This window comes from Cellulomonas sp. KRMCY2 (genome assembly GCF_000526515.1).
Taxonomy (GTDB): domain Bacteria; phylum Actinomycetota; class Actinomycetes; order Actinomycetales; family Cellulomonadaceae; genus Actinotalea.
Genome location: NZ_JAGF01000001.1, coordinates 3299273 through 3326248, shown reverse-complemented (window position 1 = coordinate 3326248; position 26976 = coordinate 3299273). Strand labels below are relative to the sequence as shown.

Annotated in this window: 24 protein-coding genes, 1 tRNA gene, 1 other RNA gene and 1 pseudogene; 16 read left to right on the top strand and 11 right to left on the bottom strand. The window is 71.7% G+C overall.

The features are described from left to right. Nucleotides 1–75: 75 nt before the first annotated feature. Nucleotides 76–1728, top strand: a complete 1653-nt coding sequence (locus K415_RS0115645; RefSeq protein WP_024287984.1) for an NAD+ synthase — start codon at nucleotides 76–78, stop codon at nucleotides 1726–1728. Next, a complete protein-coding gene (gene panB / locus K415_RS0115640) occupies nucleotides 1721–2551 on the top strand; it encodes a 3-methyl-2-oxobutanoate hydroxymethyltransferase (RefSeq protein WP_024287983.1) in 831 nt (276 codons plus the stop codon). Before K415_RS0115645 ends, panB begins: the two co-directional genes overlap by 8 nt. A 58-nt stretch (nucleotides 2552–2609) precedes the next feature. Here the strand turns inward: panB and K415_RS25175 are convergent, their stop codons facing one another. Then, on the bottom strand, nucleotides 2610–2876 hold the full coding sequence (locus tag K415_RS25175; protein WP_034661329.1) for a hypothetical protein: 267 nt from the start codon (nucleotides 2874–2876) through the stop codon (nucleotides 2610–2612). A 71-nt stretch (nucleotides 2877–2947) separates the two neighbouring features. Here K415_RS25175 and map point away from each other — a divergent pair, with 71 nt between their 5' ends. From map to K415_RS0115620, 3 genes are read left to right on the top strand one after another with little or no spacing between them, the layout of a single operon-like run. After that, on the top strand, nucleotides 2948–3838 hold the full coding sequence (gene map / locus K415_RS0115630) for a type I methionyl aminopeptidase (RefSeq protein ID WP_029663922.1): 891 nt from the start codon (nucleotides 2948–2950) through the stop codon (nucleotides 3836–3838). Next, nucleotides 3835–4620 carry a polyphosphate--glucose phosphotransferase gene (gene ppgK, locus K415_RS0115625; RefSeq protein ID WP_024287980.1) on the top strand — a complete coding sequence of 262 codons (786 nt, stop codon included), beginning with the start codon at nucleotides 3835–3837 and terminating at the stop codon, nucleotides 4618–4620. The genes map and ppgK overlap by 4 nt, the downstream gene beginning before the upstream one ends. 12 nt (nucleotides 4621–4632) lie before the next feature. Next, nucleotides 4633–5802 carry an MBL fold metallo-hydrolase gene (locus K415_RS0115620; RefSeq protein ID WP_051480609.1) on the top strand — a complete coding sequence of 390 codons (1170 nt, stop codon included), beginning with the start codon at nucleotides 4633–4635 and terminating at the stop codon, nucleotides 5800–5802. 30 nt (nucleotides 5803–5832) lie between these two features. On the opposite strand, the gene K415_RS0115615 is transcribed toward K415_RS0115620, so the two are convergent. After that, on the bottom strand, nucleotides 5833–6207 hold the full coding sequence (locus K415_RS0115615; protein WP_024287978.1) for an STAS domain-containing protein: 375 nt from the start codon (nucleotides 6205–6207) through the stop codon (nucleotides 5833–5835). A 383-nt stretch (nucleotides 6208–6590) separates the two neighbouring features. Between K415_RS0115615 and K415_RS0115610 the strand changes: the two genes are divergently transcribed. The 3 genes from K415_RS0115610 to K415_RS0115600 all read left to right on the top strand — a co-directional run bounded on the left by K415_RS0115610 (nucleotide 6591) and on the right by K415_RS0115600 (nucleotide 9935). Beyond that, entirely contained in the window at nucleotides 6591–7040 is a 450-nt protein-coding gene (locus tag K415_RS0115610) for a hypothetical protein (protein ID WP_155859490.1), read from the top strand. Between the two features lie 396 nt (nucleotides 7041–7436). Next, nucleotides 7437–8495 carry a pentapeptide repeat-containing protein gene (locus K415_RS0115605; RefSeq protein ID WP_197024747.1) on the top strand — a complete coding sequence of 353 codons (1059 nt, stop codon included), beginning with the start codon at nucleotides 7437–7439 and terminating at the stop codon, nucleotides 8493–8495. A 336-nt stretch (nucleotides 8496–8831) separates the two neighbouring features. Beyond that, nucleotides 8832–9935 carry a site-specific integrase gene (locus K415_RS0115600; protein WP_024287975.1) on the top strand — a complete coding sequence of 368 codons (1104 nt, stop codon included), beginning with the start codon at nucleotides 8832–8834 and terminating at the stop codon, nucleotides 9933–9935. A gap of 24 nt (nucleotides 9936–9959) precedes the next feature. On the opposite strand, the gene rnpB is transcribed toward K415_RS0115600, so the two are convergent. Next, nucleotides 9960–10356, bottom strand: an RNA gene (gene rnpB / locus K415_RS23160) — RNase P RNA component class A. A 57-nt stretch (nucleotides 10357–10413) separates the two neighbouring features. Between rnpB and K415_RS0115595 the strand changes: the two genes are divergently transcribed. Together K415_RS0115595 and K415_RS0115590 are read left to right on the top strand one after the other, a co-directional pair. Beyond that, the gene (locus K415_RS0115595) at nucleotides 10414–11205 is read left to right on the top strand and encodes a YaaA family protein (RefSeq protein ID WP_024287974.1); all 792 of its coding nucleotides are present in this window, start codon (nucleotides 10414–10416) and stop codon (nucleotides 11203–11205) included. 121 nt (nucleotides 11206–11326) lie between these two features. Further along, nucleotides 11327–12424 (top strand): IS110 family transposase, encoded by a 1098-nt coding sequence (locus K415_RS0115590; RefSeq protein WP_024285553.1) that lies wholly within the window; start codon nucleotides 11327–11329, stop codon nucleotides 12422–12424. 296 nt (nucleotides 12425–12720) lie between these two features. Here K415_RS0115590 and K415_RS0115585 read toward each other — a convergent pair whose 3' ends face one another. The 7 genes and pseudogenes from K415_RS0115585 to K415_RS0115555 form a co-directional block, all read right to left on the bottom strand. After that, entirely contained in the window at nucleotides 12721–13917 is a 1197-nt protein-coding gene (locus tag K415_RS0115585; protein WP_029663918.1) for a bifunctional RNase H/acid phosphatase, read from the bottom strand. After that, nucleotides 13914–14657, bottom strand: a complete 744-nt coding sequence (locus K415_RS0115580; RefSeq protein ID WP_024287972.1) for a zinc ribbon domain-containing protein — start codon at nucleotides 14655–14657, stop codon at nucleotides 13914–13916. The genes K415_RS0115585 and K415_RS0115580 overlap by 4 nt, the downstream gene beginning before the upstream one ends. Continuing rightward, nucleotides 14654–15907: a Nif3-like dinuclear metal center hexameric protein gene (locus K415_RS0115575; protein ID WP_024287971.1), complete on the bottom strand. Its 1254-nt coding sequence runs from the start codon at nucleotides 15905–15907 to the stop codon at nucleotides 14654–14656. The genes K415_RS0115580 and K415_RS0115575 overlap by 4 nt, the downstream gene beginning before the upstream one ends. Beyond that, a complete protein-coding gene (locus K415_RS0115570) occupies nucleotides 15904–16767 on the bottom strand; it encodes an MOSC domain-containing protein (RefSeq protein ID WP_024287970.1) in 864 nt (287 codons plus the stop codon). The genes K415_RS0115575 and K415_RS0115570 overlap by 4 nt, the downstream gene beginning before the upstream one ends. Nucleotides 16768–16840: 73 nt before the next feature. Then, nucleotides 16841–16914 (bottom strand) — tRNA-Val (locus K415_RS0115565). 90 nt (nucleotides 16915–17004) lie between these two features. Next, nucleotides 17005–17454, bottom strand: a pseudogene (locus K415_RS0115560) (peroxiredoxin); the annotation flags it as partial. Nucleotides 17455–17482: 28 nt separating this feature from the next. Beyond that, entirely contained in the window at nucleotides 17483–17914 is a 432-nt protein-coding gene (locus K415_RS0115555) for a DUF3052 domain-containing protein (RefSeq protein ID WP_024287968.1), read from the bottom strand. A 388-nt stretch (nucleotides 17915–18302) separates the two neighbouring features. Here K415_RS0115555 and aceE point away from each other — a divergent pair, with 388 nt between their 5' ends. Beyond that, nucleotides 18303–21041 (top strand): pyruvate dehydrogenase (acetyl-transferring), homodimeric type, encoded by a 2739-nt coding sequence (aceE, locus tag K415_RS0115550; RefSeq protein WP_024287967.1) that lies wholly within the window; start codon nucleotides 18303–18305, stop codon nucleotides 21039–21041. A 121-nt stretch (nucleotides 21042–21162) separates the two neighbouring features. Here the strand turns inward: aceE and K415_RS0115545 are convergent, their stop codons facing one another. Next, complete coding sequence (locus K415_RS0115545) at nucleotides 21163–21846, bottom strand: hypothetical protein (protein ID WP_024287966.1); 684 nt, start codon at nucleotides 21844–21846, stop codon at nucleotides 21163–21165. A 157-nt stretch (nucleotides 21847–22003) separates the two neighbouring features. Here K415_RS0115545 and K415_RS0115540 point away from each other — a divergent pair, with 157 nt between their 5' ends. From K415_RS0115540 to K415_RS0115520, 5 genes are all read left to right on the top strand, one after another. Next, a complete protein-coding gene (locus K415_RS0115540) occupies nucleotides 22004–23188 on the top strand; it encodes a CdaR family transcriptional regulator (RefSeq protein WP_029663912.1) in 1185 nt (394 codons plus the stop codon). Between the two features lie 78 nt (nucleotides 23189–23266). Further along, nucleotides 23267–24232, top strand: a complete 966-nt coding sequence (locus K415_RS0115535; protein ID WP_024287964.1) for an ACP S-malonyltransferase — start codon at nucleotides 23267–23269, stop codon at nucleotides 24230–24232. Further along, on the top strand, nucleotides 24229–25236 hold the full coding sequence (locus K415_RS0115530; protein WP_024287963.1) for a beta-ketoacyl-ACP synthase III: 1008 nt from the start codon (nucleotides 24229–24231) through the stop codon (nucleotides 25234–25236). The genes K415_RS0115535 and K415_RS0115530 overlap by 4 nt, the downstream gene beginning before the upstream one ends. 94 nt (nucleotides 25237–25330) lie before the next feature. Next, nucleotides 25331–25579, top strand: a complete 249-nt coding sequence (locus tag K415_RS0115525) for an acyl carrier protein (RefSeq protein WP_024287962.1) — start codon at nucleotides 25331–25333, stop codon at nucleotides 25577–25579. Nucleotides 25580–25706: 127 nt separating this feature from the next. Then, complete coding sequence (locus K415_RS0115520) at nucleotides 25707–26951, top strand: beta-ketoacyl synthase (protein WP_024287961.1); 1245 nt, start codon at nucleotides 25707–25709, stop codon at nucleotides 26949–26951. The last annotated feature ends 25 nt before the right edge of the window (nucleotides 26952–26976 follow it).

Here is a 26976-nt window from a genome sequence, read left to right as displayed (position 1 = left end):
GGTTCCGGGTGATGCCATGTCCGCATCCACCCTGCCGGAGTCGCTGCCGGCGGGTCCGTGGATAGGGTTGACGTCATGGGACCACTCCGCCTCGCCCTGGCCCAGATCGACACCTGCGTCGGCGACGTGACCGGCAACGCCGACCGCATCCTGGACTGGTCGGCGTCCGCAGCAGCCGAGGGCGCCGACCTCGTCGTCTTCCCGGAGATGACGATCACCGGGTACCCGATCGAGGACCTCGCGCTGCGCGACTCGTTCGCGCGCGCGGCCGAACGCGCACTGCACGACGTCGCAGCCGGCCTGGTCGAGCGTGGTCTGGGTGACCTCGTCGTGGTGCTGGGCACTCTCGGCCGGAACGCGGACGGGCGGGCCACCAACCAGGCAGTCGTCGTGCACGGCGGCGAGGTGGTCGCGCGCTACGACAAGCACCACCTGCCCAACTACGGCGTCTTCGACGAGTACCGGATCTTCGCCCCGGGCGAGAGCCGGTGCGTGATCGAGGTCGACGGCCGCCGGATCGGCATCGTCGTGTGCGAGGACATCTGGCAGGACGGCGGCCCGCTGTCCGCGATGGACGACCTCGGCATCGAGCTGCTGCTCGTGCTCAACGGCTCGCCGTACGAGGAGGGCAAGGGCCATGCGCGCGCCGAGCTCGCTGCCCGCCGGGCCCGCGAGGTGGGTGCGCCGGTCGCCTACGTCAACATGGTCGGCGGTCAGGACGACCTGGTCTTCGACGGCGGCTCGTTCGTCGTGGCCGCCGACGGGACACCGCTGGCCGGCTCGCCGCAGTTCGTCGAGCATCTCCTGATGTGGGACCTGCCGGCCGACGGCACGCCGCAGCCGGGCCTCCTGGCCGCGCCGATGGACCCGGACGCCGAGGTCTACCTGGCGGTGGTGACCGGGCTGCGCGGGTACGCGACCAAGAACGGCTTCGGCTCGGTCGTGCTCGGCCTGTCCGGCGGCATCGACTCGGCCCTCGTCGCGGCGATGGCCGCCGATGCGTTCGGCGGCGCGAACGTCGTGGGCGTGTCCATGCCGTCGCGACACTCCTCCGAGCACTCGCGCGACGACGCGGCCGATCTCGCTGCCCGGATCGGTGCCGACTACCGCATCCAGCGGATCGGGCCGATGGTCGACTCCTTCGAGGCCGAGCTCGAGCTGCCCGGCATCGCGGGCGAGAACCTGCAGGCACGGGTGCGCGGCGTGATCCTGATGGGGATCTCCAACGTCGAGGGTCACCTGGTGCTGGCCACCGGCAACAAGTCGGAGCTGGCGGTGGGCTACTCGACCATCTACGGCGACGCCGTCGGCGGCTACGCCCCGCTCAAGGACGTCGACAAGTCCCGCGTGTGGGCGCTCGCGCGCTGGCGCAACCGGACGGCGATCGACGCCGGCGAGCTGCCGCCGATCCCGGAGGCCTCGATCACCAAGCCACCGTCGGCCGAGCTGCGCCCCGGGCAGGTCGACACCGACAGCCTGCCGCCGTACCACCTGCTCGACGAGGTCCTCGACGCCTACGTCGAGCACGCCGAGGGTCGCGAGGAGCTGCTCGCCCGCGGCTTCGACCCCACGGTCGTCGACAAGGTGCTGTCCCTCGTCGATCGCGCCGAGTGGAAGCGCCGTCAGTACCCGCCGGGCCCGAAGGTCTCGGCCCTCGCATTCGGCCGGGACCGCAGGCTCCCGGTGACCAGTCGCTGGCGTGAACCGAAGGGAACCTCCGATGAGTGAGCAGACGCCGACCCCGGCCCAGCCCAAGCGCGTCCGCGTGCACCACCTGCGCGAGGCGAAGGAACGTGGCGAGCGGATCACGATGCTCACCGCCTACGACGCCCCGACCGCCCAGATCTTCGACGAGGTCGGTACGGACGTGCTGCTGGTGGGCGACTCGCTCGGGGACAACTTCTACGGCTACCGGAGCACGATCCCGGTGACCGTCGACGAGATGATCCACCACACACGTGCGGTGGCCGGAGCGACCCGACGCGCGCTCGTCGTCGCCGACCTGCCGTTCGGCTCCTACGAGGCGTCCCCGCAGGTGGCGCACGCCACGGCGGTCCGGATGCTCAAGGAGGCCGGCGCGCAGGCAGTGAAGTTCGAGGGGGGTCGCCGGGTCGCCGAGCACGTGCGGCTGCTGACCTCCACCGGCATCCCCGTGATGGGCCACCTGGGCTTCACGCCGCAGTCCGAGAACGTCCTGGGCGGCAAGCGGGTCCAGGGCCGCGGTCAGGAGGCTGCCGAGCGGCTGTCAGAGGACGCGATCGCGCTCCAGGAAGCCGGCGCCTTCGCTGTCGTGCTGGAGATGGTGCCGGCGCCGCTGGCCGCTCGGATCACCGAGATCCTGGCGATCCCGACGATCGGCATCGGCGCGGGACCGCACTGCGACGGGCAGGTGCTCGTCTGGCCGGACATGGCCGGTCTCAGCGCCTGGTCGCCGCGGTTCGCCAAGCAGTACGGCCAGCTCCGCACGGCACTGCTCGACGCCGCTCGCGCGTACAACGACGAAGTCAGGACCGGCGCGTTCCCGGACGCGGAGCACAGCTTCCCCGAGTGAGCCGGCCGGTCACCGGGCACCGGTCACCGGGCACCGGTCACCGGGCACCGGGCACCGGTCACTCCTCCTCGCGCCAGCGCCGGTCCTCCTCGTCCCACGCCTCGGTGCGGCCGGCGGCACGCTCCAGGGCGTGCAGCGCTGCCTCGCGCGTCGGGTACGGCCCCATCCGGTCGGTCCACGGACTGACCCTGCCCTCCTCCACCTCGCCGGTGATCGGGTTGTACCAGTACTGGGCGGGCTCGCTCTGGCCTGCCTCGTGCCCTGCGTCGTGCCCTGCGTCGTGCCCTGCGTCGTGCCCTGCGTCGTGCCCTGCGTCCCGGTCCATGGCTGCCTCCCGTGCGTCTGCTGCTGGGCCCTGCGGCGCGGCCCGTGCCGCTGATCCGTAGACTGCCAGCCATGTCGATCGCGCACGCACCGGAGGGCACACTGGTTCCCGGAACGGTCAGCCCTGTGCGCACCGTCCCGGGTCACATCGAACGGCCCGAGTACGTCGGGAAGAACCGTGAGCTGCCCTTCACCGGTTCGGAGGTCAAGGACGCCGGGACGCTCGAGCGGATCCGGGTGGCGTCCCGGATCGCCGCCCAGGCGCTGGTCGAGGTCGGCAGGCACGCCGAGCCCGGCGTCACGACGGACGAGCTGGACCGGATCGGCCACGAGTTCCTGTGCGACCACGGCGCCTACCCGTCGACCCTCCGCTACCAGCCGCACCCGCAGCAGGTCCCGTTCCTCAAGTCGCTGTGCACCTCGGTGAACGAGGTCATCTGCCACGGCGTGCCGGACTCGACGGTCCTCGCCGACGGCGACATCGTGAACGTCGACATCACGGCCTACATCGACGGCGTGCACGGCGACACCAACGCGACCTTCCTGGTCGGGGACGTGGACGAGGAGTCCCGGCTGCTCGTCGAACGCACCCACGAGGCGATGATCCGTGGCATCAAGGCGGTCGCGCCCGGCCGCCAGATCAACGTCATCGGCCACGTGATCGAGAAGTACGCGCAGCGCTTCGGCTACGGGGTCGTACGGGACTTCACCGGCCACGGTGTCGGCGAGGCGTTCCACTCGGGCCTCGTCGTGCCGCACTACGACTCGGCCCCGCACCACGCGACGGTCATCGAGACCGGGATGGTCTTCACGATCGAGCCGATGATCAACCTCGGCACGTACGAGTGGGACATGTGGGACGACGGATGGACCGTCGTGACCAGGGACCGCAGGCGCAGTGCGCAGTTCGAGCACACCCTCGTGGTGACCGAGACCGGAGCGGAGATCCTGACCCTGCCATGAACCCCATCGTGAGCCCACAGCCAGGACCGACCGCGGCGTTCGGCATCGACATCGGCGGCAGCGGCATCAAGGGCGCGCCCGTCGACCTCGTGGCGGGCGAGTTCAGCGCCGACCGGGTGCGCATCCCGACGCCGAAGCCGGCCACCCCCAGGGCCGTCGCCACGGCCGTCGCCGCACTGGTCGACTCCTTCGACCTGTCGGCGGACCTGCCGATCGGCGTGACGTTCCCCGCCGTGATCCAGCACGGCATCGCACGGTCTGCCGCGAACGTCGACGACTCCTGGATCGGCACCGACGTCACCGCGGTGATCGCTGACGCGACCGGCCGTCGGGTGCTCGCCGTCAACGACGCCGACGCCGCCGGCTACGCCGAGACCCTCTACGGAGCGGCCCGCGGCCACTCGGGCATCGTGCTGGTGGTGACCCTGGGCACCGGTATCGGCTCGTGCCTCGTCGTGGACGGCACCCTGGTGCCCAACACCGAGCTCGGGCACCTCGAGATCGACGGGCACGACGCCGAGAGCCGCGCAGCCGACAGCGCCCGCGAGCGGGAGGACCTGACCTGGGAGCAGTGGGCCGTGCGCCTGCAGCGCTACTTCCGGGTGGTCGAGGACCTCCTCTGGCCGGACCTCATCGTCGTCGGCGGCGGCGTGAGCAAGCGGCACGCGCACTTCCTGCCGCTGCTGGACCTGCGCACCCCGATCGTGCCCGCAGCCCTGCGCAACGCAGCCGGCATCGTGGGCGCCGCCGCGCTCGCGGCCCGGGCCACCCAGCTGGACTGAGCGGCGCGACGCGTGGAGCCGGTCGCGTACCTGCCGGTCGTCGGGCTCGCGGTGCTGGTCGTCCTCGCGGTGGACCGGCTGGTCGCGCGCCTCGGCGACCGGGACCCGGCCACCCGGCGACCACGTGCGCCACGGGTCGGATCTGGTGGCCCCGGCTTCGGTGACATCGTCGAGATCTTCCAGCCCACCGCCCGGTTCCGGCACGAGGAAGCCGAGCGCCAGCGGCACGACCTGGTGCAGCCCGGCGACGCCGACCCGCACTGGACCGTCGACCTGGAGCACGGCACCGTGCTCGTCCCGGCGGAACCCGGGGCCACGGGAGCCACGGGAACCGCCGCGACCACCCGGGCTGCCGGCCGGCAGGAGCCCGCCGGCGACCGACCACCGACGACGCCACGGCACCGACCACGACTGGCGGAGGTCGCCGATGGTGTCTGGGTGGCCACCCCGCGCACCTGGATGACGACGAGCACCGTCGTCGTCGGCCCCGACGGACGCTGCCTGGTCGTGGACCCCGCACTCGACGTCGACGAGGTCACGGACCTGGCCGCGGAGATCGCCCGGCGCGGCTGGACGCCGGTCGTCGGCTTCAGCACGCACCCGCACTGGGACCACGTCCTGTGGACGGCAGGCCTGGGCCGCGGGCCGCGCTGGGCGACGCCGATCGGCGCCAGGCGCGCGGCGACCGAGCACGAGGCGCTGCGCCACGAGTGCGATGCGCAGTCCCCCGGCCACGACCACGCCCTGACCGGCCGGCTCACCCCGCTGCCGGACGGATCGGCAGCCGTCCCGTGGGACGGGCTCCGCGCCGTCGTCGTGCCGTACCCGGCGCACTGCACCGGGAGCGCCGCCCTCGTGCTCCCCGGGGCGGCGGTGCTGATCGCCGGCGACATGCTGTCCGACCTGGAGATCCCGCTGCTGGACGAGACGTCGGCCGACCCCGTCGGCGACTACCGGACCGCTCTCGAGGTGCTCGAGGCTGCCGCGACGCGGTACGACGTGCGCCAGGTGGTCCCCGGTCACGGCACGGTCGGTGACGCCGCCGAGCTCCGGCGTCGGATCGCGGCCGACCGCACCTACCTCGATGCCCTGACCGCTGGCCGGGCCCCCGAAGACCCCCGCCTGGCCGACCCCGAGCAGGCGGCGGAGCACAAACGCCAGGTGCAGCGCCATCGGACCTGAGGGCCGCCGCGCGCCGAAGCCCGGGCGAGCTCAGCGCACGACGGGCCCGGACCGCACCTCGGGTTCGCGCCGACCGGACGGCTCGTCGTCGAACATGTCCCGCATCCCGAGCATCTCCAGGACGTCGGTGACCACCTGCGGTGGTTCGTGCAGACGCACCGAGAGCCCGTCGTCACGCCCGACGCGGCAGAACTGGATGAGGAACGCGACCCCGGTCGAGTCGATGAACCGGACCTCGCTGGTGTCCAGGACCACGGGCAGGTCCCGGTCGAGCGCCCGCATCAGCGCCGTGCTCGCCTGATCCCGCAGCGACTCGTCGATCTCGCCCCACAGGTGCGCCACGGTGCAGTCGGCCTGCTCGACCACCGTGATCCCGCCCACGGGCGCTGCTCTGGTCTCGGGCATGCCCACCCCCCTCCGGGACACGGCGGCGATGCGGCACCGCACGGGTCTCACCTTGCCGGACGTCGGGGCCGTGCGCGAGCGACACGGCTCGGACGGCGGGAGGGCGGATGAGTCGGCCGGTACGCCGGGTTCTGTTCGACCGGGTGCCTGACCTGCGACCTGAAGGTCGCTCACGCCCCTGACCAGCGGAAACACCGTTGACGGGCGGTGGAAGGCGCTGAGCGTCTGCGGCCGTTCTGCGTACTTCTTGCGTACAAACTGCGTACAGCGACCGGCGACGTCGGTGGGCCGGTGGGCTTGAGGACGTCGTCTACCTACCGCAGTCCTGCACCCGCCGATGGCGGGGGCGGCGGCGTTGTGAGAGGCCGGCGGTACCGTCCAGCATGACAACGGAAGAACTGAACCTCTGGATACAGACGCTGGTCGCCGTGGCAGCCGTCGGAGCCGCCGTCATCGCCCTGGTGGTCTCCGCGAAGGATCGCGAGAACGCTCGCCAGATCGCAGCGGACGACCGTCGAGCGTCACTCACACACGCGAAGCTCATGTTCGACCTCGAGGTCCTAGCTCGGCTCCTCGAGAACCTGAACCGCGGCGGCTCGACCAACACGGAGGAGTCGAAGCGCATGGGCGCGGAGGCACTGACGCTCATCGGACTCCTCGGACCAGATCTGGTCCCCGCACAGTGGGAAAAGCGCGTCGGGAGCGATGAGAAGCTTCAATCGATGGCTGCTGACGATGCGCGCCCCGAGTGGAACCGCAACGCGATCGAAGCGCAGTTGGCCGTCAACACGATCACGGCTCGCATTAACGCCGAACTCGGCAAGGGCTCGTAGCTGCTCCCTGGGGGTACGCGCGGGCCGGGACGCGCCGACAGGTCCGGCGCTAGCCGTCCGTTCCGCGCCCCTGCGAGACCATGAACTCGCCCAGGGGAGCGATCAGATCACCTGGCAGGGGCGGCGGCGACCGCCGTGCCAGCAAGGTGCAACGGGTTCGTAGGCGCCCGGCAGGGCGAGACGCACGCGGCCGGGTGAATCCGCCATACTCCAAGGATGGCTCAGGTGCGGCGAGCGTCTCGTGTTCGTGAGGCTTGGGGACGGCGCCTTAGGGCCACAGCTCCGGCTCTGTCCCGCCGGGAGTTGCCCCTCCTCCCTGCGGTGACACTAGTTGCGGGGTTGGCGCTAGCGATCCTCGCTCTTCTAGTGCCTGTCGTACGGTGGTATGCAACCGGCGTGTGGCATTGGCTGCCAAGCGCGCCCTCAGAAAACCCTGATTCACTGGAGATCATGAAACTGGCAGCAACCTTCGTTGCTGGTCTCGGTGGAATTGTTGCCCTCACTGTCGCATACCGGAAGCAGAGGGAGCAGGAACTCCGACGCGACAGCCTCAGGCTCGACGCGGCTGCACAGCAATTGGGCAGCGACGACGGGGCGATCCGACTTGCCGGCGTGTACGCCGCTGCCGCCTTGGCAGATGAATCCGCGCGCCTTCGGCCCGCCGTCGTTCAGCTAATGTGTGCCTACTTGAGGCTGAATCGCGCGAGCGACGGGCCGGTGCAACAGACGATTCTCGAGGCAATAGCGCAGCGCACGCAGAGGTCCGCTGCAGCGGTGAGATCGTGGAGCGCCTACAACCTTGACCTGCACGGCATTGTGGTGGGTGACCGGCTGGGTTGGATTAACTGCCGATTCGACGGAACAGTCAACCTTGAGGGGGTGACGTTTCAGCACGATGTCCAGATGGTCATGACTGAATTTAACGGGCAGTTGGTTCTGAACGAAGCCCGCTTCGAGCGCCAGGTCATGGCCTTCTATGCAAGGTTCAACGGAACTGTTCTCATGAACAAGACGGTGTTCAACCAGGGAATAGGCGCAATTGGAGCGCATTTCTCTGGAGGACTACAGGCAAATTCTGCCGAGTTCAGACAAGGGGCGACCTTCTCAAGGAGCCAGTTCACCAACGGTGCGACGTTCTCGCGGTCGAAGTTCGACGGCGCGGCGTTTGACCATTGCGTCTTTGCTCGCGGTACGGCGGGGCACCAGTCTGACGCCGTGCACAACGGCGATGCCTACTTCCGCGGCGCACACTTCGACGGAGCCAACTTTTCGGACACCGTCTTTCGCGCGAAAGCATGGTTCGATGATGCCGAGTTCTCCGGTGATGCTCCAACTTTCGCGAGCGTCAGATTTCTTGACGGCGGGTCGATTGAGCGCGCCACCTTCCCCGGGACGGTGCCGGAAGCCCTTCGCGAACTCGCGACGCCGGAGGGAGCCGGGGAGCCGCGCTCTTGACTTGAAGACGCAACGTTGATGGTGGGGGTATGAGGGTCGCCGCTCGCAGGGCACCATTTCGATAGCGGAGCAGCAACAGGGCTCCCTCCGGAGTCCATCCGATCGCCAAGCATCTACCTCGCGCGCGAGGGGGTGGGCCTCGGGGGGAGACGGAACGCTACCGGCGCTAGTTTCCGTGCTCGTGGTGTGCAGCGATCTGGACGCCCCTCCCCTGCGCCCAAGGGTGAGGCCCCGACTCTGCGTGGAGTCGGGGCCTCGGTGGCGCTGGTCAGGTCACCGCAACCCTCTACGTGCAGCGGGCCCGCAAGGATGGCTACCTGAGCGAGGGCGACTGAGATGGCATCCATCAGCAAGCATGAGAACGGCCGGTGGCGTGCCCGGTACCGGGACGCCGCAGGGAGGCAGCACGTCAAGCACTTCGCCCGCAAGGTCGACGGGCAGCGTTGGCTCGACGAGGTCACAGCCTCCGTCGTGACCGGTCAGTACGTCGCACCGAAAGCTGGGCGGATCACTCTCGCCGAGTACGCCGAGCAGTGGCGCGCGAGCCAGGTACACAGGGCAAGCACCGAGGACCACGTCGAGCGCACGCTCCGCAGGCACGTCTACCCGTACCTGGGCGACCGGCCGCTGTCGAGCATCCTTCCGAGCGACGTGCAGACTCTGGTCAAGCGGCTCTCGGCGACCCTCGCCCCCGCCACGGTCGGGGTGATCCATCGACACCTCTCGGCGGTGATGAAGAGCGCCGTCATGGATCGGCGGATCGCCTCGTCACCATGCGTGGGCAGCCGCCTGCCGAAGGTCGACAAGGCGCAGGTCGAGCCGATCACGACCGAGCAGGTGCAGCGCCCAATCGACACCGTCCCCGAGCGGTACCGCGCGCTCGTGGTGCTCGCTGCCGGTACCGGGATGCGCCAGGGTGAGGCGTTCGGGCTCACAGTCGACCGGGTCGACTTCCTGCGACGCAGCCTCACGATCGACCGACAGCTGACGACGGTCACAGGCAGAGCGCCGACCTTCGGGCCTCCGAAGACGGCAGCGAGCGTGCGGACGATCCCGCTCCCTGACGTCGTCATCGACGCGCTGGCCGCTCACCTGGCGCGCTTCCCGGCGGGGCATCTGGGTCTGATCTTCACGAACGGTGAGGGTAAGCCGCTTCGGCGCAGCAACTTCGGGACTATGTGGCGGCGGGTCTGTCGGGAGGCGGTGGTCGACGGCTTCGTCTTCCACGGTCTGCGCCACTACTACGCCAGCCTGCTGATCCGGCACGGGGAGTCCGTGAAGACCGTTCAGGCCAGGCTCGGGCACGCGAACGCGGCCGAGACGCTCGACACCTACAGCCACCTGTGGCCGGACTCAGATGACCGGACGAGGGCCGCCGTCGACTCAGTTCTGGGGAATCTTGCGTACTCCCTGCGTACAGCAGCACCCTTCGCGCAGTAAACGCGCAGGTCAGGGGCCAGAAAGTGGATGAGTCGGCCGATACGCCGGGTTCTGTCCCCGCGCGCGGTTACCCCCGCGCGGGTGGCGGCCATCCCTCTACGACGTACGTTGCCGCACGCCTCCAGCGGCCTACCCGGGAGCTCGGGCGAGCAGCCCTCGAACGCTCCCTGTCTGACCTTGCTCCAGGTGGGGTTTGCCTAGCCGCACCGGTCACCCGGTGCGCTGGTGGTCTCTTACACCACCGTTTCACCCTTACCCGGTCCGTCGGGCCGAAGCCTGGCGGACCGGGCGGTCTGTTCTCTGTGGCACTGTCCCGCGGGTCACCCCGGGTGGGTGTTACCCACCACCTCGCTCTACGGAGCCCGGACGTTCCTCGGCGACGGTGGCTGACCACCCTCGACGCGACCGCCTGGCCGACTCATCCGTTGCCCAGGGTACCCGTCCAGCGACCTCCACCCGGTACCACTACCCTTCGAGCGTGCTCGTGCTGCTCCCCCCGTCCGAGGGCAAGACCGCCCCCACGACGGGGGCCCCGGTCGATCTGACCGCACTGTCGTCGCCGCTCCTGACGACGCATCGACGGCGCGTCCTGGGTGCCCTGGTCCGCGTCAGCGCCTCCCCCGCGGCGATGTCGGTGCTCCGCGTCGGCCCGTCCCTGGCCGGCGAGGTGGCCCGCAACGTCGGTCTGCGCACCGCCCCGACCGCACCGGCCCGCGCGGTCTACACAGGTGTCCTCTACGGAGCCGCACGCCTCGACGACCTGCCCGACGACGCGGCGCGTGAGCGTTCGGACCGCTGCGTGCGGACCATCTCGGCGCTGTGGGGCGTGGTCGGGCCCGCGGACCTGATCCCCGCCTACCGGCTGTCGACGGGGACCGACCTGCCCGGTGTCGGTCCGCTCGCGGCATCCTGGCGCCGGCCGCTCGGCCGGGCGCTCGACGCGCACGCGGCGCGGCGGCTGGTCGTGGACTGCCGCTCTGCGACGTACGCCGCCGCCTGGTCCGTTCCCGCGACGGCCGCAGGCCACGTCACCGTCGCCGTCCTGCGCGAGGCCGACGGCAGGCGGACGATCGTGTCCCACTCGGCCAAGCACACCCGCGGTCTGTTCACGCGTCACCTGGTGACGCGGGCCGGGTCCGAGCCACGCACGCCGACGGACCTGCTCGACGTGGCCGGGGAGCTGGTCGGGACGACGCTGGTCGATGTCGCGCTCCAGGACCGCGGCGCCCGCGGCCACGTCCTGGTCCTCGTGGTGCGCGCGCCCGGCTAGACGGTATGGAGTGACCGCCCGGGTGTGGGTGGTTGCGGGCCGGGGCCTCACTCACGCAATCTCGTGGGTTACCGAGTAGGGGCTGCCTGCTCGGCCTATCCGACATGTGTGGGAGGCCCCGGTGTTCTCTGAGCGTACGAGTGTGGGGCTCGACGTGCACGCACGGTCGGTCGCGGCGGCTGCGATCGATGGCGTGACGGGCGAGCTGTTCCAGGCGAGGTTGACGCCCTCGCACGAGCACATCCGCGGGTGGATAGGCGCGTTGCCGGGTCCGGTCGCGGCGACGTATGAGGCCGGGCCGACCGGCTTCGGGCTCGCGCGGGCACTGAAGGCGGACGGGATTCGGTGCGTGGTCGCGGCTCCCTCGAAGTTGCAGCGACCGTCGGGGGATCGGGTCAAGACCGACGCCAGGGACGCGGTGCACCTCGCCCGGCTGTTGCGGCTGGACGAGATCACCGCCGTGGTCATTCCCTCCGAGGACCAGGAGGCGGCCCGGGACCTGGTCCGGGCGCGAGAGGACTGCCGCGGGGACTTGATGCGAGCCCGGCACCGGCTCTCGAAGCTGCTGCTGCGCCACGGGATCGTCTACGACGGCGGGCAGGCGTGGACCGGGACCCACGACGGGTGGCTACGACGCCAGCACTTCGAGGCCCCGGCGGTGCAGATGGCCTTCGAGTCCGACTACGACGCCGTGCTCGCCACCGATGCGCGCCGCGACCGGCTCGACGCTGCGATCACCGCGATGGCCACGGACAGCGAGTTCACCCCGGTCGTGCGGCGGTTGAGCTGCCTGCGGGGTGTCTCGACGTTGACGTCGTTCGCCCTGGCGGTCGAGATCGGTGACTGGCACCGGTTCACCGGCAACACCATCGGCTCCTTCGTCGGTCTGGTCCCCAGCGAGCACTCCTCGGGGGCCCGCCGGGTGCAGGGCTCGATCACCAAGACCGGCAACACCCACGCCCGTCGGCTGCTGGTCGAAGCAGCCTGGCACCACCGGGCCCGCTACCGACCCGGTGCGACCATGTTGGCCCGCTGGGACCTGGCCTCACCGGCTGCCCGCGCCCGCGGTGACGAGGGGAACCGGCGTCTGCACGCCCGCTGGGTCCGGTTCGACGAACACCACAAGCGACCCGTGATCGCCAACGTCGCCATCGCCCGCGAGCTCGCCGGCTGGTGCTGGTCACTGGCCACCCTCGAGGACCACACGACGGCCCGCTGAACCACCAGGCCCACGATCTGACTCCTGACCCCAGACCGGTAGCAGCGCGTGGAGCGACCCGCGAAACTCCTATGAGCAACGAGCCCCCAGGCTCGCGACGCCCGACTCTAGACCCGCGATCCGCTCCTGCCGAACAGCCCGTCCTGCGGTAGCCAACCCGCGCATATCAGTCTGACCGCGCGTCGCCAACGACACGCTCACCGGACCCCGGGGCCACAGAGTCAACAAGGAGGCGCCGCCCAGAACCCATCCGGGCGGCGCCTCACCCTGCCCACTTGACAGCGGGTCCCTCCATATCAGGTGTCGGTCGGCATCCCCACGACAGTGACCTCGCGCTCGCCGTCGGCCCAGATCCGGATGATGCTGACGGTCGCCGGCGCGATCCGGAACGAGGCCCACGCGGACGACGGCGCACCGAGGGTCAGGCCGATCGCCGCACGGATCGTCACCGAGTGGCTCACCACGACGACGGTGCGGTCGAGACCGCCGTCGCGCAGGCGTTCCAGGGCTCCGGCGACCCGCACGCCGACGTCCTCGATCGACTCGCCCCCGGGGGCCCGGTAGGCGGCGTCGACGTGCCACCGGTGGAGCGCACCGGGCCACCGATCCTCGATCTCGGCCGCCGTGAGCCCTTCCCACTGACCGAAGTCGCACTCCGCGAACGCGTCGTCCACGACCACCGGTAGGCCGATGCGGCGCCCGACGGCGGCGGCGGTCTCCTGCGTCCTGACCATGGGCGAGGCGACGACGGCGGTGGGGTGCGGCAGGTCCGGCCACAGCGAGCGGCCGATCCGGAGGGCCAGGTCGGCAGCCCGCGCCGCCTGGACGCGGCCGGACGCCGTCAGGCTCGGCCCGGGCACGGAGGACCCCGAGTACGCCCGGCTCGTGGTCATCGGGGTCTCGCCGTGGCGGACCAGCACGACGGTCACCGGTTCCTCGTCGTCGAACCGCATCGCGGCGCCGGACGGTCGCCGGGCCCGCGCCGAGCGGTCCGGGCGGCTCAAGGCGTCGGCGTCCCCGGACGTCGGCTCGGCGGGTCCCGGTCCGTCGCCGTCCGGGTGGTCGCGCACGACGCCCTCGCGAGCGTCCATCGCCTGGTTGGCGAGGGTGTCCGCTGCGCTGTTCTCGTCGCGCGGCACCCAGGTGTAGGTCACGAGCTCCACCGGGTGCACCGCTGCGGCCTGCGCCGCGAGACGTCGCATGTCCTCGTGCCTGATCTTCCACCGCCCGGACATCTGCTCGACCACCAGGCGGGAGTCCATCCGGACCTCGACCGCCGCACCGGGGTCGATGCTGCGAGCGGCGTCGAGCCCTGCGACCAGGCCCGAGTACTCGGCGACGTTGTTCGACGCGAAGCCCAGGTACCCGGAGCGCTCGGCGAGCAGACGACCTGTCGCGGCGTCCCGGACGACGGCGCCGTACCCGGCCAGCCCGGGATTCCCCCGCGACCCGCCGTCCGCCTCGACCACCAGACGCCGCACCGTCGGCGTCATCGAGCGGCGTCCACCCCTCGCACCAGGATCCGCCCGCACTCCTCGCACCGGACGACCTGCTCGGGCGGGGCGGCGTTGAGGTGCGCGACGTCACTGGGGTTCAGCTCGAGCCGGCAGCCTTCGCACCGGCGGCCCCGCAGCGCCGCGACGCCCAGACCACTGAGCTGGGCGCGCAGGCGGTCGTAGAGCGCGACCAGCTCCGGGTCGAGCCCCTCGGCCCGCTCGGCCCGCTCGACGGCGAGCTGCGCGGCCTGCTCGTCGAGCGATCCGAGCTCGCGCTCGAGCTCGACGGCGGCGGCCTGCTGCTTGGCCAGGAGCTCGTCACGCGCGCGGGTCAGGTCGGCGAGGACCGACTCGTGGGCCTCCAGCCGCTCCATCACCTCGAGCTCGATCTCCTCGAGGGCGCCCTGACGTCGGGCCAGGGCCTCGAGCTCACCGGTCAGTGCCACGGCGTCCTTGGCGGTGACCGCAGCGGAGTCGAGGCGGACCTGGTCGCGCTGGGCACGGCTGCGGACCTGCTCGACGTCGGCCTCGGCCTTGGCGAGCTCGCGGCGGAGGTCGGCCGCGGCGGTCCGTGAGGTGACGACTGCCGACTCGACGTCGGCGAGCTGGTCGGCGATCTCGGTCACGGCAGCATGGGCGGGGTGGATCTTGCGCTGGTGGGCGATCTGCGCGGCACGGGTGTCGAGCGCCTGGACCTCGAGGAGCCGGAGCTGGTCGGCCACGGGAGCGGTAGTCACTGGTGAGATCCTCTGGTTTCGGTGCGGACGGGTGCGGCGATGCGCCCCGTCCAGGGGTCGGTGCGTCGGGTGCTCACCCGGGTCTCCACCGTAGTGCCCGGACGGTCGTCGGACCCGGGCGCACCAGCGGCAAGGTCGGCGACCAGCGCAGCCGCCGCGTGGTCGAGCCACGGCCACTCGCTGGCGAAGTGCGCGACGTCGACCAGGAACGGTCGCCCGTCGGTCGGCGCACGGCCGCCGGCAGCCGCCTCGAACTCGGCGCGCTCGCGCAGCTCGGACGCCGGGTGATGGCGCAGGTCGGCCGTCACGTAGGCGTCCACCCCGGCGACCCGCACGGCGTCGAACAGCGAGTCTCCGGAGCCGCCGACGACGGCGACCGTGGCGACGAGGCTGTCCAGGCCGCCGGCGAGACGCACGCCCTGCTCCGTGGCCGGCAGCGCCGCCGCCACCTGCTCACCGAAGGCGCGCAGCGTCATCGGCTCCCGGAGCCGACCGACCCGGCCGGTCCCGGTCGAGCCGGGCAGCGTGGCGGTCTCGAGCACGTCGAAGGCCGGCTCCTCGTACGGGTGGGCTGCCCGCACAGCCGCGACGACGGCCTGCCGCAGCCTGCGTGGCGCGATCATCTCGACCCGTGCCTCGGCGATCACGGCGGCCACCCCGATCGCGCCGACTGTCGGGTTCGCACCGGCTCCCGGCACGAAGGTGCCCGTTCCCGTCGCGGTCCACGCGCACCGGCTGTACTCCCCCAGCTCGCCCGCGCCGGCCGCCGCCATCGCGTCGACGAGAGCGTCCGCCTGCTCGAGGGGGACGAGCACGACGTGCTTGTCGAGCTCCTCGGTCGGCAACGGGGTCAGCGGCACGAGGTCGACCAGCCCGATCGCCGTCGCGAGGGCGTCCGCGACACCGCCCTGTGCGGCGTCCGCGTTGGTGTGGGCGGCATGCAGCGCGCAGCCGCCCCGGATGAGCCGGTGCACGATCGCGCCCTTGAACGTCGTCGCAGCGACCGAGTGCACCGCACGCAGGAAGAGCGGGTGGTGCGTGACGAGCAGGTCCGCGCCCCACTCGAGCGCCTCGTCGACGACGTCGGACGTCGGGTCGACGGCGAACAGGACCTTGCGCACCGGTTGCGACGGGTCACCGCACACGGTTCCGGGCGCGTCCCACGACTCGGCCGTCCGTGGTGGGTACCGCCGTTCGAGATGGGCGATGACCTCGGCGAGGGTCGGTGCGTCCGGTGCGTCGCTGCTCACGGTCGAACGGTACCGGGACCGGGCAGCACGGGGTCGCCGATCCGCAGCGACCCGGTTCCCTCGGGGACCAGCCGCACCCCGAACCAGGTGCGGCCGTCCCAGCGGCGGTGCTTGGCCAGCGTGCGCAACGGCTCCTGACCGCGGACCTGGGTCTGCGGGTCGAGGGTCACCAGCGCGCACCTGTCGCACAGCTCGGAGACCCGGAAGTCCGTCGTACCGATCCGGACCGTCTGCCAGGTGTCCTCGACGAAGGGCTCGAGGTCACCGTCGACCACGACGTTGGGCCGGAACCGCTCCATGTCGAGGGGCGCGGGGCGGCTGCCGGCCGCGGCGCCGCACCTGGCGTACCGCTCGGCATACCCCGCATCGACCCAACGGTCCAGACGTCGCAGGGACGCGGTCGAGGTCAGCAGCAGCGGCCCGGTGTCGGCAAGGCTCAGGACGTCTCCCGGTCGCCCACCGTGCCCGGCCGACACGGTGCGCCGGCCCGGGTCGTCGAGCCAGACCAGGTGGGCGCGGCGGCCGAGCACGTCCGAGAGCCATCCGTCGGCCGGTTCGCCGGCCCCGACAGCGGTGGCGAGGCGGGACAGCTGCACCGCGACCACAGGTCCGCCGCGCGGGGGCTCGACGTGCAGCCCGGCACGGCCGGTCGCGGTCAGGTCGAGCGCGCCGGAAGGACCGGTCCGTGCGGTGACGGCGAGCATCGCGGGCAGGTCCCGTGCCGAGAGCACCGACCCTGCCTCGTCGACGACCATCCAGCGTCGATCGCCGCGCAGTCCGGCCCGCTCCACGTCGGCGCGCGGCACCGGGCCGCCGCGCAGCGACTTGACCGGGTAGAGGTGGAGCGCGCTGACCTGCACGGCACGGACGCTAACAGCAGCGCCGGCGCACCGGGTCGGACGGGTCGGATCAGGAGCGCGACGTACCGCTCGGTGGGCCCGGCCGGTCTCGAACCGACGACCTCCGCGGTGTAAGCGCGGCGCTCTGACCAACTGAGCTACAGGCCCGACGGCGGGACAGCCTACCGGCGGCGGGGCGTCATCGCTGCTCGGACGTCCCGGTCGGACCGGCTGGGCGCCGCCCGGCGGGCGCGGAGCTCACAGCGCGGCCAGCGCCGCCCGGTAGTCGCCCAGATCACGTGCCTGGCCGCGGGGGTTCACCACGCTCCAGCGGACGATGCCGTCGGCGTCGATCAGGAAGCTGCCGCGCCCGGCCAGCCCACGCTCGGCGTCGAACACGCCGTACGCACGCGCCGCCGCGCCGTGCGGCCAGAAGTCCGAGAGCAGGTCGAAACCGAAACCCTCCCGCTCGGCCCAGGCCCGCAGCGTGTGCTGCGAGTCGCACGAGACCGCGAGCAGGCGGACGCCGACCGCCTCGAAGTCCTCGAGGTTGTCGCGCAGCTCGCACAGCTCACTCGTGCAGGTCCCGGAGAACGCGAACGGGAAGAACACGACGGCCACCGGCACCCCGCGCAGCCCAGCCACCGAGACCGGCGTGCCGTGGGTGTCCGGCAGCACGAGCTCGGGCGCCGCCTCCCCGGGCCGCGGGGCACGGGCGACGTGGCCGCCACCGCTGTCACTTGCCGCGGCTGCGCGTGCCGAGCCGGGTCGCCGACCAGTCGGCGCCGATCGTCATGGTGCTGGTGGCGTGCAGGCCGGCGGTCGTCGCAGCCTCCTCGATGTCGCTGTGGCCGACGTGCCCGTCCCTGCCCGGCTTGCGGGTGAACAGCCAGATCAGGCCACCGTCGTCGAGGGCCGTGCGGACGTCGACGAGCGCGTCGGTGAGATCACCGTCGTCCTCGCGCCACCACAGGATCACCCCGTCGGTGACGTCGTCGTAGTCCTCGTCGACGAGCTCAGCTCCGATGATCGTCTCGATCTCCGAACGAAGATCGTCGTCGATGTCGTCGCCGTAGCCGAACTCCTGGACAACCTGCCCGGCTGCGAAGCCGAGCCGGGTGGCCCCGGCTCCGCCGTGGCCGCCGTCAGGCTCCGCGGTCGATCCCACTCTTTGTGCCGTCCCCTTCATCCTGCGCAACGACCAGCCAGCTGCTGGAGCGCACCCTGTGGTGCGCGGCGCCCACACGGTAGCCCACAGCATGCTCCCGTGGTGTGGCAAGCGCCACAGAGCCGGAGTGTCCCGCTCGCGGCGAAGGCCGCAGTCCGCGCGGCGGGCCCGCTCACCGTGCCCGCGCGACGTCCGTGGCGGGCGCGCGCCCGGGCATCGGCGGGGCGGCGTGTCACGGACATCACGCCGGTCCCGGTGTGACTTTCGGTGCCCCGAGGCCGGACAATGGTCCTACGACCGCAGGTGGCCGACATGAGTGCGCCACCGACGGGCCGACCGAGCACCGTGGCCAGCAGGCCACCGGTGCGAACGAGAGGTGAGGTTGCTGGTGGCTGCACGCGACACGACGGGCCCGCTGATCAACGGACTGCTCAGCCAGGTCCCGGACATCGACCCGGAGGAGACCGGCGAGTGGATCGACTCCTTCGACGGTCTGGTGGACGAGCGGGGGGGCCCGCGAGCCCGGTACGTCCTGCTGAACCTGCTCAAGCGGGCCCGCGAACGCAACGTCGCGGTGCCGACGTCGATCAACACCCCCTACGTGAACACGATCGGCGTGCACGAGGAGCCCTACTTCCCCGGTGACGAGGTCGTCGAGCGCCGCTACCGCAGCTGGCTGCGGTGGAACGCCGCCGTGATGGTCACCCGCGCCCAGCGCCCCGACATCGGCGTCGGCGGGCACATCTCGTCCTACGCGTCGGTCGCCACGCTCACCGAGGTCGGCCTGAACCACTTCTTCCGCGGCAAGGACCACCCGGGCGGTGGCGACCAGGTCTACTTCCAGGGTCACGCGGCCCCCGGCGTCTACGCCCGAGCCTTCCTCGAGGGTCGGCTCACCGCCGAACAGCTCGACGGGTTCCGCCAGGAGGTCTCGGCCCCGCAGGGTGGGCTGTCCTCCTACCCGCACCCGCGCCTGATGCCGGACTTCTGGGAGTTCCCGACCGTCTCGATGGGTCTGGGCCCGGCGTCGGCGATCCACCAGGCCTGGGTCAACCGCTACCTGCAGAACCGCGGGATCAAGGACACCAGCCAGCAGAGGGTCTGGGCCTTCCTCGGCGACGGCGAGATGGACGAGCCGGAGAGCCGCGGCATGCTCCAGCTCGCCGCCCAGCAGGAGCTCGACAACCTCACGTTCGTCATCAACTGCAACCTGCAGCGCCTGGACGGACCGGTGCGCGGCAACGGGAAGATCATCCAGGAGCTGGAAGCCTCCTTCCGTGGCGCCGGCTGGAACGTCATCAAGGTGATCTGGGGCCGCGAGTGGGACGCCCTGCTCAACGCGGACAAGGACCGCGCCCTGGTCAACCTGATGAACATCACACCCGACGGCGACTACCAGACGTACAAGGCCAACGACGGCGCCTTCGTGCGCGAGCACTTCTTCGGACGCGACCCACGCACCAAGGCGCTCGTCGCGAACATGACCGATGACGAGATCTGGGCCCTCAAGCGAGGTGGGCACGACTACCGCAAGATCTACGCGGCCTACGCCGCGGCCGTCGCGCACACCGGTCAGCCGACGGTCATCCTCGCGCACACCATCAAGGGCTACGGCCTCGGCTCGGGCTTCGCCGGTCGCAACGCGACCCACCAGATGAAGAAGCTCAAGAGCGACGACCTCAGGGAGCTGCGCGACTCGCTGCACATCCCGTTCACCGACGAGGAGCTCGCCGACCCGTACCAGGCGCCGTACTACCACCCCGGCCCGGACGACCCGGCGATCCAGTACCTGCTCGAGCGGCGCAAGGCGCTCGGCGGGTTCGTGCCCGAACGCCGGACCGAGCACAGCCCGGTGACTCTGCCGTCCGCCGAGGTCTACGACGGGCTCGCCAAGGGCTCCGGCCAGCAGCGCGTGGCGACCACGATGGCGCTCGTCAAGCTGCTCAAGGACCTGATCAAGGACAAGGAGTTCGGCCACCGGATCGTGCCGATCATCCCCGACGAGGCGCGCACGTTCGGCCTGGACGCGATCTTCCCGACCGCCAAGATCTTCAACACCCAGGGCCAGCACTACCTGGCCGTGGACCGCGAGCTGATGCTCTCCTACAAGGAGTCCGAGTCGGGTCAGATCCTGCACACCGGGATCAACGAGGCGGGTTCCGCGTCGGCGTTCCAGGCCGTCGGGACGTCCTACGCGACCCAGGGCGAGGTGATGGTCCCCTTCTACATCTTCTACTCGATGTTCGGGTTCCAGCGCACCGGCGACCAGTTCTGGGCAGCGGGCGACCAGATGACGCGCGGCTTCATCATCGGCGCGACCGCCGGCCGCACGACCCTGACCGGTGAGGGTCTGCAGCATGCGGACGGCCACTCGCCGATCCTGGCCGCCACCAACCGCGCCGTCGTGCACTACGACCCCGCGTACGGCTACGAGATCCGGCACATCGTCCGGGACGGTCTGTCGCGGATGTACGGCGACGACGGGCGCGACCCGAACGTCATGTACTACCTGACCGTGTACAACGAGCCGCTGGTCCAGCCTGCCGAGCCACAGGACGTCGACGTCGACGGCATCCTCCGCGGGATCCACCGGGTGTCGGTCGCCGAGGGGGACGGGCCGCGCGCGCAGCTCCTTGCCTCCGGCGTCGGGGTGCCGTGGGCCCTGGAGGCCCAGGAGCTCCTCGCCACCGACTGGGGCGTCCGGGCGGACGTGTGGTCGGTGACCAGCTGGAACGAGCTGCGTCGTGACGGCCTCGCGGCCGACGAGCACAACTTCCTGCACCCGGGCGCGGAGCCCCGCACGGCCTACCTGACGGACAAGCTGCGCGACGCGCAGGGGCCGTTCGTCGCGACCAGCGACTACGACCACCTCGTGCCGGACCAGATCCGGGCGTGGGTGCCGGGTGAGTACGCGACGCTCGGCGCGGACGGTTTCGGGTTCTCCGACACCCGCCAGGCCGCCCGCCGGCACTTCAAGATCGACGGACCGTCCGCCGTGGTCAAGGTCCTCCTGCTGCTCGCCCGCCGCGGTGAGGTGCCGGCCGACGCCCCGGCCCAGGCGATCGAGCGTTACCAGATCCACGACGTCCGGGCCGGTGCCTCCGGCACGGCAGGTGGCGACTCCTGACACGCTCGACGATCGAACGACAGGGCCCCACCGACCAGCTGGTCGGTGGGGCCCTGTCGTTCGACCTGTAGGTGCGGTCCGTCGTCCGCCCGGTCCGTCGGCGCGTGGAGCGCCGGGCGACTCAGGTGCCGGCGATCCGCTGCTCCGCCTCGGCCACGTAGGCCTCGAGCTCGGGCCGCAGTCGTGCCACGGCCGAATGGTCGGGGTGCAGGTCCAGAGCCTGCAGGTGATGACGGGCCTCCATCGGACGACCCGCCTCGATCGCCGCGAGCACCAGGTGCCGGGCGATCTCCGGCGTGTGCTCGCGCACGCGCCAGTGGCCGACGCCGAGGCCGAGGGCCTCCACCGGCAGGCCGGCCTCGCGCAGGACCTGGAGACCCTCGAGCAGGGCACGCCCGGACGGGTCGCGCTCGGCCGCCGTCGTCAGCCGACGGAGGGCGCCCTCGCGGTCGTCGGTCAGCGAGAGCCGGGCGAGCTCGATCAGGGGGTACCAGGAGCGCGGGTGGCCGGCGAGCTCCTCGGCCAGCGCCCACACGGCAAGATCGGCCGCTCGCTGGCGTTCGCCGTCGTCCTGCGGAGCAGTCAGCGGGTCGCCGTCGGTGCCGACCTCCGCAGCCCTGCGCCGGACGATCTCGGCGAGCGCCTGGAACGCCCGCGGGTCGTTGGGATCGTCACCGAGCATCGCGCGAACGGCGTCTTCCTGCACCGTGTCCCGTCGTCGGGACGGCGTCGGACGGCGCAGCCCGACCTTCGAGGCGGACACCGGTCGTCGAAGCAGGCGACGGAGCCGTGGGAGGAATGGCATACCCCGACGATAGCCGCACATGACCTGACGCACCGGGGTGACGGCCTGCAGAGCTCGGCGATGCGGCCGACGGACGGACGCAGGACAGGCCCGCAACTTGTCGGCTCCCTACAAGACGAGGGCCCACCCGTGCCTCCTGGGCCCTATGCTCGCTGCCATGCCTGCTCAGGCCGAGCGCGACCAGAGACACACGCTACGCAGACTGCACGACGGGAGCGGGCTGCTCTCCGCCGCAGCGATGCGCAAGCTCGACGAGAGCCTGCCCTGGTACCGGGTGCTGTCCGCAGAGGACCGCTCGTCGGTCGGTCTCGTCGTCCAGGCCGGGATCTCCAGCTTCATCACGTGGTTCTCCGACCCCAGCACACCCCCGCACGGTGCGAGCGAGATCTTCGCGTCCGCGCCCCCCGAGCTGACCCGGTCGATCTCGCTCCAGCACACCCTGCAGCTCGTGCGGCTGATCGTCGAGGTCGTCGAGGACCAGAGCGACCGGCTCGCAGCCCCCGGTGCGGAGCGCGACCTGCGGGAGGCCGTCCTGCGCTACTCGCGTGAGGTCGCCTTCTCCGCGGCAGAGGTGTACGCACGCGCCGCCGAGGTCCGCGGTGCGTGGGACGCCCGCCTCGAGGCCCTCGTGGTCGACGCGCTGGTACGCGGTGAGGCGGACGACGCCCTGCGCTCCCGGGTCGCCGCGCTCGGCTGGAGCGGGCACGGCCACACCCTCGTGATGGTCGGTACCACGTCTCAGCCGCTCGACGACGTCCGGGCCGCCGAGCTCCGCCGGGCGACCCGGCGGGCCGCCGGCGACGCGCTCGTGGGCATCCAGGGCGACCGCCTGATCATCGCGATCGGTGGCGAGGGCGACCTGCGGGCCGCTGCCGCGTCCCTGCTCCCCCGGTTCGGCCCCGGGCCGGTCGTGATCGGCCCGTCCGTGCCGAGTCTCGCCGAGGCGGGTCGGTCGGCCGCAGCCGCACTCGCCGGGCTCGCCGCCGCACCCGCCTGGCCGACGGCGCCCCGGCCCGTCCTGGCCGACGACCTGCTTCCCGAGCGCGTCCTGGTCGGTGACCTGGTGGCCCGCCGGACCCTGATCGAGCAGGCCTACGTCCCGCTGGTCGCTGCCGGCGGCTCGCTGCTCGACACGCTCGCCGCACACGTCGAGAACGGCCGGTCGCTCGAGGCGGCCGCACGCGTGCTCTACGTCCACCCGAACACCGTCCGGTACCGCCTGCGCAAGGTGTCGGACGTCACCGGCTGGGACCCGCTCGATCCGCGTGAGGCCTACGTGCTGCAGACCGCCCTCGCCCTCGGACGGCTGGACGGCACAGGAACGACCGCGCAGGCGTTGTAGGTTCCGCACAAGGACGTCCTGCGAGCTTGGTGCACGTCGTGGCCCCGCGACGCAGGTCCGGTTGGGCACAGTGGTCGGGTGCTTGCCATCGTCTGCCCCGGTCAGGGCTCCCAGTCACCCGGCTTCCTGTCCCCATGGCTCGAGCTCCCGGGCGTCGAGGAGCAGGTCGCCACCTTCGGCGAGGCCGCGAGCACGGACCTGCGCACCCACGGCACGACGTCGGACGCGGACACCATCCGCGACACCGCTGTCGCCCAGCCACTGATCGTCGCGGCGTCCCTGGTGACCCTGCGCGTGCTGCTCGGCGACCAGGACGCGTCGGACGTCGTGGGGGTGACCGCCGGGCACTCGGTCGGCGAGTTCGCCGCTGCCGCGGTCGCCGGGGTCCTCGACGACGCCGGGGCGGTGGCGCTGGTCGCCCGGCGCGCACGGGCCATGGCCGACGCCGCCGGGCTCGCACCCTCCGGCATGAGCGCCGTCGTCGGAGGGGACCCGGCAGAGGTGCTGGCCGCGATCGCCGCGGCCGGCCTGCACCCGGCGAACGTCAACGGTGGCGGCCAGGTCGTCGCCGCAGGCTCCCTCGCCGGGCTGGCCAGGCTCGCCGAGCAGCCGCCGGCCAAGGCGCGGGTCATCCCGCTGCAGGTCGCCGGCGCGTTCCACACCCCGTTCATGGCGCCGGCCCTCGACGTCTTCGCCCCGGTGGCCGCCGGCTGGGCGGCGCAACCACCCCGGCTGACCCTGCTCTCGGACGCCGACGGCGCCGCGTACCCGCCCGCCACCACCGGCCCGCAGGTGCTCCGCCGCCTCGCCGACCAGATCGTCGCGCCGGTGCGGTGGGACCTGTGCCAGCAGACGATGGCGAGCCTCGGCGTCACCGGGATCATCGAGCTCGCGCCGGCGGGGGTGCTCACCGGCCTGGCTCGGCGTAGCCTGCCCGGGGTGGAGACGGTCGCGGTCAAGACACCGGCCGACTGTGACGCCGCACGTGACCTCGTCCGCCGGCACGCCGGCACCCCGCCGACCACCGAGGAGAACCCGGCGTGACCCGACCTACCCTGACCCAGGCCCACGGCGCCCAGTTCTCCCGGATCCTCGGGCTCGGTGCCGTCCGCGGCGAGAACGTCGTCACCAACGACGACATCGCCGGGCCGATCGACTCCTCCGACGAGTGGATCCGCCAGCGCACCGGCATCGTGACGCGTCGGCGCGCGGGCAGCGAGGTCGACGTGCTCGACCTGTCCGAGGCCGCCGCGCGCCTGGCGATCGAGCATGCCGGACTGACCGGGGCGGACATCGACGCGGTCATCCTCTCGACCGTCACCTGGTTCCACCAGACGCCGGCCGGCGCCGCGATCATCGCCGACCGGCTCGGCGCGACGCCGGCTGCCGCGTACGACATCTCGGCCGCATGCGCCGGCTACTCCTACGGCATCGGCCAGGCCGACGCCCTCGTGCGCTCGGGCGCCGCCCGGCACGTGCTCGTGATCGGCGCCGAGAAGATGAGCGACTTCATCGACCCGACCGACCGCTCGATCTCGTTCCTGCTCGGCGACGGTGCCGGGGCGGTCGTCATCGGCCCGTCGGACTTCCCGGGGATCGGTCCGACGGTCTGGGGCTCGGACGGGTCCAAGGCTCAGGCGGTGCGCCAGACGCACGGCTGGCTCGAGCTCAAGGAGCACCCCGAGCTGGGCTGGCCGACCCTTCGCCAGGACGGCCCGAGCGTCTACAGGTGGGCCAGCTTCCAGATGGCCCCGATCGCCCAGCGTGCGCTCGACGCCGCCGGGGTCACCGGTGACCAGATCCAGGCGTTCATCCCGCACCAGGCGAACATGCGGATCATCGACCAGATCGTCAAGCAGCTCAAGCTGCCCGAGACGGTCGCGATCGCCCGTGACATCGCGGAGACCGGCAACACCTCGGCCGCCTCGATCCCGCTCGCTACCGAGCGCATGCTGCGCGAAGGCACCGTCCAGCCGGGCGACCTGGCACTGCAGATCGGCTTCGGCGGGGGCCTGGTCTACGCGGCACAGGTCGTCGTCCTGCCCTGAGAACCCCGGCGCGCCCAGCAGCGCACCGGAGCACGTCCGACAACAGTCGCCGTCGCCCGACCGGGCGACCGGCACCACATCAAGGAGACACACGATGGCGTACAGCGAGCAGGACATCCTGGCCGGCCTGGCCGAGATCGTCAGCGAGGAGACCGGCCTGCCGACCGACTCCGTGACGCTCGAGAAGTCCTTCACCGACGACCTCGACATCGACTCGCTGTCGATGATGACGATCGTCACCCTCGCCGAGGAGAAGTTCGAGGTCCGCATCCCCGACGACGAGGTCAAGAACCTCGCCACCGTCGGCGACGCCGTCACCTTCATCAACGGCGCCCAGGCCTGACCAGGCCTGTCCAGCACCTGAGCAGCACCCGACCAGCACGTGCGACAGCGGTCGGGGTCCGGCAGTCCGGACCCCGACCGGTCGACCACCCCCTGCGGAGCCACCCGCACACCGCCCAGGAGGAACTGTGACCACACGACCTGACGTCGTCATCACCGGACTCGGCGCGACGACGCCGCTCGGCGGAGACGTTCCCAGCACGTGGCAGGCTGCCCTCGCCGGCCGTTCCGGCGTCCGGACCCTCGAGAACGACTGGGTCGAGCGGTACGGGCTCCCGGTCGGGTTCGCGGCGCAGCTCGCGGTGGCCCCCGACACCGTCCTGGCGCGCCCGGAGATGAAGCGGATGGACCCGTCGGCGCAGTACGCGATCATCGCGACGCGCGAGGCCTGGGCGGACGCCGGCAACCCCGTGGTGGACCTCGAGCGCCTCGGCGCTGTCGTCTCCTCCGGGATCGGCGGCATCTGGACGACGCTCGACGCCTGGGACACCCTGCGCGAGAAGGGCGCCCGCCGCGTCCTTCCGATGACCGTGCCCATGCTGATGCCCAACTCCCCTGCCGCGTACGTCGAGCTCGAGATCGGCGCCCGAGCCGGCGCCCACGCGCTCGTCTCGGCCTGCGCCTCAGGTGCGGAGGCGATCGGCTACGGCGTCGAGATGATCCGGTCGGGGCGGGCGGACGTCGTCGTCGCCGGCGGGACCGAGGCAGCCATCCACCCGATGCCGATGGCCGCCTTCGCGGCCTCGCGTACCCTCTCGACCCGCAACGACGACCCGGCGGGCGCCTCACGGCCCTACGACGTCGACCGTGACGGGTTCGTCCTGGGTGAGGGCGCCGGGATCGTCGTGCTCGAGAGCGCGGCGCACGCCGCGGCACGCGGGGCGCGCGTCTACGCGAGGATCGCCGGCGTCGGGCTGAGCTCCGACGGCTACCACATCACCTCGCCCGAGCCGAGCGGCCGTGGCCAGACCTCCGCGATGCGCAGCGCACTGACCGACGCCGGGGTCTCGACGGCCGACGTCGTGCACGTCAACGCGCACGCCACGTCGACCGTCGTCGGCGACCTCATCGAGGCACGTGGTGTCCGTGAGGTGCTGGGCACCGACGCCGACCGCGTCGCACTCTCGGCGACCAAGTCGATGACCGGGCACCTCCTCGGTGGTGCCGGTGCGCTCGAGACGATCTTCACGATCCTGGCGGTCAGAGAGCACACGGCGCCGCCCACGATCAACGTCGCACAGCCCGACCCCGAGCTCGTCGTCGACCTCGTCCGGGACACCCCGCGGGCGCTGCCCGGCGGTCAGATCGCCGCGATCAACAACTCGTTCGGCTTCGGCGGGCACAACGTGGCCCTGGTGGTCACCAGCGCCTGACGGTCGACCCGGCTCAGCCGACCTT